Raw genomic sequence first — 5,577 nt, 5'->3', positions numbered from 1 at the left:
AAAAGCTTAGCAATATTTTAATAAATAAAAGTTGTGGGTTTTAATTTTTTTTGTATCTTTGCAGTCCGGTTAAACGGGGCGCAGGAGTGAGTACAGATTGGAGTGTCAGAAGGGGTTAAGGTTACTTAAAAAACTTTAAAATTTTCCTTTGAAACATTTGGCTGGTTAGAAATAAATAATTACTTTTGCAACCGCAAATAAGGAACAGAACGACAGAAAAGCTTCTTTATATATTGCGGAAAGAAAAAAGATCATTGACATACAATATACAACCAAGTAAGAAAAAAACTAAAGCGTAAAAAAACTTTGAGTGGGTCAGGAAAAACATACAATGGAGAGTTTGATCCTGGCTCAGGATGAACGCTAGCGGGAGGCCTAACACATGCAAGCCGAGCGGTAGAGATTCTTCGGAATCTTGAGAGCGGCGCACGGGTGCGGAACACGTGTGCAACCTGCCTTTATCAGGGGAATAGCCTTTCGAAAGGAAGATTAATGCCCCATAATATATTAAATGGCATCATTTGATATTGAAAACTCCGGTGGATAAAGATGGGCACGCGCAGGATTAGATAGTTGGTAGGGTAACGGCCTACCAAGTCAACGATCCTTAGGGGGCCTGAGAGGGTGATCCCCCACACTGGTACTGAGACACGGACCAGACTCCTACGGGAGGCAGCAGTGAGGAATATTGGACAATGGGTGAGAGCCTGATCCAGCCATCCCGCGTGAAGGACGACGGCCCTATGGGTTGTAAACTTCTTTTGTACAGGGATAAACCTTTCCACGTGTGGGAAGCTGAAGGTACTGTACGAATAAGCACCGGCTAACTCCGTGCCAGCAGCCGCGGTAATACGGAGGGTGCAAGCGTTATCCGGATTTATTGGGTTTAAAGGGTCCGTAGGCGGACTCGTAAGTCAGTGGTGAAATCTCACAGCTTAACTGTGAAACTGCCATTGATACTGCGGGTCTTGAGTGTTGTTGAAGTAGCTGGAATAAGTAGTGTAGCGGTGAAATGCATAGATATTACTTAGAACACCAATTGCGAAGGCAGGTTACTAAGCAACAACTGACGCTGATGGACGAAAGCGTGGGGAGCGAACAGGATTAGATACCCTGGTAGTCCACGCCGTAAACGATGCTAACTCGTTTTTGGGCTTTCGGGTTCAGAGACTAAGCGAAAGTGATAAGTTAGCCACCTGGGGAGTACGTTCGCAAGAATGAAACTCAAAGGAATTGACGGGGGCCCGCACAAGCGGTGGATTATGTGGTTTAATTCGATGATACGCGAGGAACCTTACCAAGGCTTAAATGGGAATTGATTGGTTTAGAAATAGACCGTCCTTCGGGCAATTTTCAAGGTGCTGCATGGTTGTCGTCAGCTCGTGCCGTGAGGTGTTAGGTTAAGTCCTGCAACGAGCGCAACCCCTGTCACTAGTTGCCATCATTCAGTTGGGGACTCTAGTGAGACTGCCTACGCAAGTAGAGAGGAAGGTGGGGATGACGTCAAATCATCACGGCCCTTACGCCTTGGGCCACACACGTAATACAATGGCCGGTACAGAGGGCAGCTACACAGCGATGTGATGCAAATCTCGAAAGCCGGTCTCAGTTCGGATTGGAGTCTGCAACTCGACTCTATGAAGCTGGAATCGCTAGTAATCGCGCATCAGCCATGGCGCGGTGAATACGTTCCCGGGCCTTGTACACACCGCCCGTCAAGCCATGGAAGTCTGGGGTACCTGAAGTCGGTGACCGTAACAGGAGCTGCCTAGGGTAAAACAGGTAACTAGGGCTAAGTCGTAACAAGGTAGCCGTACCGGAAGGTGCGGCTGGAACATCTCATTTTAGAGCGTCTTTTAGACGATAAACAAAATTAGGTACTTCGGTACCATTGATTCTGCTTAAAGTAAAGCTTTAGTTTTTTATTTGGTTGCTATATATTATAAAAATACAAAACCCACTAGAAATTAGTATCAGAGGGAGAGAGATTTTAGATTGTAAATTATAGATTTTAGATTTGAAAATTAATTTAAAATTCAAAATTTAAAATTTAAAATTAATGAAGTCTCGTAGCTCAGCTGGTTAGAGCGCTACACTGATAATGTAGAGGTCGGCAGTTCGAGCCTGCCCGAGACTACTAATTGAAGGGATTAAGATATTGAGAAATTAAGTTATTAAGAAATTAGCAAAAGCGAATCTTTTAATCTCAGAATCTCTGAATTTATTAATCTTACTAGAGGGGGAATTAGCTCAGCTGGCTAGAGCGCCTGCCTTGCACGCAGGAGGTCAAGGGTTCGACTCCCTTATTCTCCACAGTTTTGGAAGCTTGATTTAAAAGTTACGGATGGAGCCAAAAACAACATCTGTTCATCAAGCTGAAAGAAAGACATTAAGATCATTGACATTAACGGTAAAGACATCACAAAGAGAAAACCGAGCGCATAAGAGCGCTTGAGTAACCAAAAATAGGAAAGAAATCGTTAAGGGCGTATGGCGGATGCCTAGGCTTTCAGAGGCGAAGAAGGACGCGGTAAGCTGCGAAAAGCTGCGGGGATCGGCACACACGAATTGATCCGCAGATGTCCGAATGGGGCAACCCAATACATTGAAGATGTATTACTCTAAATTTATTTAGAGAGCAAACCCGGAGAACTGAAACATCTAAGTACCCGGAGGAAAAGAAATCGAAGAGATTCCGTAAGTAGCGGCGAGCGAAAGCGGATTAGCCCAAAAGTCTTTATATGTTTAAAAGAATGTTCTGGAAAGAACAGCCATAGAGGGTGATAGCCCCGTATTTGAAAGGCATATTTTGATGATAAATGAGTAGGGCGGGACACGTGAAATCCTGTCTGAATATGGGGGGACCATCCTCCAAGGCTAAATACTCCTGAAAGACCGATAGTGAACAAGTACTGTGAAGGAAAGGTGAAAAGCACTTCGAATAGAAGGGTGAAATAGAACCTGAAACCGTACGCCTACAAGCGGTCGGAGCCCACAAGTTGGGTGACGGCGTGCCTTTTGCATAATGAGCCTACGAGTTAATTTTACTAGCGAGGTTAAGGACTTCAGGTCCGGAGCCGGAGCGAAAGCGAGTCTGAATAGGGCGCTTAGTTAGTAGGATTAGACGCGAAACCTTGTGATCTACCCATGGGCAGGTTGAAGCTCTGGTAACACAGAGTGGAGGACCGAACCGGTTGACGTTGAAAAGTCTTCGGATGACCTGTGGGTAGGGGTGAAAGGCCAATCAAACTGGGAGATAGCTCGTACTCTCCGAAATGCATTTAGGTGCAGCGTCGATGTTAAGTTTATTAGAGGTAGAGCTACTGATTGGATGCGGGGGTTTCACCACCTACCAATTCCTGACAAACTCCGAATGCTAATAAATGTTCGTCGGCAGTGAGGGCATGGGTGCTAAGGTCCATGTCCGAGAGGGAAAGAACCCAGACCAACAGCTAAGGTCCCCAAATATATGTTAAGTTGAAGCAACGCGGTTGGACTGCATTGACAGCTAGGATGTTGGCTTGGAAGCAGCCATTCATTTAAAGAGTGCGTAACAGCTCACTAGTCGAGCGGTCCGGCATGGATAATAATCGGGCATAAACATATTACCGAAGCTATGGATTTATACCTTCTGGGTATATCTGGTAGGAGAGCATTCTGTTTGCGCCGAAGCAGTATCGTGAGGTATTGTGGAGCGGACAGAAAAGAAAATGTAGGCATAAGTAACGATAAAGGGGGCGAGAAACCCCCTCACCGAAAGACTAAGGTTTCCTCAGCCATGCTAATCAGCTGAGGGTTAGTCGGGACCTAACGCGAACCCGAAAGGGGTAGTGGATGGACAATGGGTTAATATTCCCATACTTGCTCACACTAAAAAGGGGACGGAGTGCCGTACCTGCTGGAGACTGACGGAATAGTCAAGGCCTAGCCTTCGGGCGAAGCTGCTGCAGGGAAAGTGCTTCCAAGAAAAGCCGAAGTGAAGCAACCCGTACCAAAACCGACACAGGTAGTCGAGGAGAGAATCCTAAGGTGCTCGAGTGAGTCGTGGCTAAGGAACTAGGCAAAATAGTCTCGTAACTTCGGAAGAAGAGACGCCATCAGCAATGGTGGCCGCAGTGAAGAGGCCCAGGCGACTGTTTATCAAAAACACAGGACTCTGCTAAATCGAAAGATGCTGTATAGGGTCTGACACCTGCCCGGTGCTGGAAGGTTAAGGAAGGGCGTTAGCGTAAGCGAAGCGTTTGACTGAAGCCCCAGTAAACGGCGGCCGTAACTATAACGGTCCTAAGGTAGCGAAATTCCTTGTCGGGTAAGTTCCGACCTGCACGAATGGTGTAACGATCTGGGCACTGTCTCAGCCACGAGCTCGGTGAAATTGTAGTATCGGTGAAGATGCCGATTACCCGCAATGGGACGAAAAGACCCTGTGAACCTTTACTATAACTTCGTATTGACTTTGAGTAAGTAATGTGTAGGATAGGTGGGAGGCTTTGAAGCCGGCACGCTAGTGTTGGTGGAGCCAACGTTGAAATACCACCCTTTACTTACTTGGAGCCTAACTTCTTTAAGAAGGACATTGCGTGGTGGGTAGTTTGACTGGGGTGGTCGCCTCCAAAAGAGTAACGGAGGCTTTCAAAGGTACCCTCAGCACGCTTGGTAACCGTGCGTAGAGTGTAATGGCATAAGGGTGCTTGACTGTGAGACCAACAAGTCGATCAGGTGCGAAAGCAGGACATAGTGATCCGGTGGTTCCGTATGGAAGGGCCATCGCTCATAGGATAAAAGGTACTCCGGGGATAACAGGCTAGTCTCCCCCAAGAGCTCACATCGACGGGGAGGTTCGGCACCTCGATGTCGGCTCGTCACATCCTGGGGCTGGAGAAGGTCCCAAGGGTTGGGCTGTTCGCCCATTAAAGTGGCACGCGAGCTGGGTTCAGAACGTCGTGAGACAGTTCGGTCTCTATCTATTGCGGGCGTTAGATGTTTGAGAGGGCTTGATTCTAGTACGAGAGGACCGAATTGAACAAACCTCTGGTGTATCAGTTGTACCGCCAGGTGCACCGCTGAGTAGCTACGTTTGGAAGAGATAAGCACTGAAAGCATATAAGTGCGAAACTCGCCTCAAGATGAGACATCTTTTAAGGGTCGTTGGAGATGACGACGTTGATAGGCTACAGGTGTAAAGGCAGTAATGTCATAGCCGAGTAGTACTAATTACCCGTAGATTTATAGCCTATGGTTGCTATATCAATATAATAAAATTATACAAGCCTTTTATGCGCAGTCAAGGTTTTGTCTTTGTGAACGTTTTTATCGATTATCTTTTAGTATTAAGAAATTAAAAGATTTAGAAATTTAGAGATTAATAATCTCTGAATCTCCTAATTCTCTGAATATTTTAATCTAAATCATATATACCTTCTTTAGGGTGGTTTTAGCGGTGGGGCTCACCTGTTCCCATTCCGAACACAGAAGTTAAGCCCACCAGCGCCGATGGTACTGCGAAAGCGGGAGAGTAGGCCGCCGCCAGTTTTTATTAAAAGTCTCATACAACACAGTTTGTATGAGACTTTTTTT

At 46.3% G+C, this 5,577-nt stretch carries 2 tRNA genes and 3 rRNA genes; all 5 read left to right on the top strand.

What is annotated here, in order from left to right:
- Positions 1-328: 328 nt before the first annotated feature.
- The 5 genes from ACTJIV_RS20270 (at position 329) to rrf (ending at position 5,532) form a co-directional block, all read left to right on the top strand.
- A 16S ribosomal RNA gene (locus tag ACTJIV_RS20270) occupies positions 329-1,845 on the top strand.
- 218 nt (positions 1,846-2,063) lie between these two features.
- Positions 2,064-2,137: transfer RNA gene (locus ACTJIV_RS20265), tRNA-Ile, on the top strand.
- 102 nt (positions 2,138-2,239) lie between these two features.
- Positions 2,240-2,313, top strand: a tRNA-Ala gene (locus ACTJIV_RS20260).
- A 157-nt stretch (positions 2,314-2,470) separates the two neighbouring features.
- Positions 2,471-5,234: ribosomal RNA gene (locus ACTJIV_RS20255) — 23S ribosomal RNA — on the top strand.
- A 190-nt stretch (positions 5,235-5,424) separates the two neighbouring features.
- Positions 5,425-5,532, top strand: a 5S ribosomal RNA gene (gene rrf / locus ACTJIV_RS20250).
- The 16S, 23S and 5S rRNA genes sit together here with 2 tRNA genes alongside, the layout of an rRNA operon.
- Positions 5,533-5,577: the final 45 nt, after the last annotated feature.

The sequence above is a fragment of the Chryseobacterium sp. 22532 genome (assembly GCF_052044665.1).
GTDB lineage: Bacteria > Bacteroidota > Bacteroidia > Flavobacteriales > Weeksellaceae > Chryseobacterium > Chryseobacterium lathyri.
Note: the sequence above shows the minus strand (reverse complement) of the source record. Positions and strands in the feature narration are given on the sequence as shown.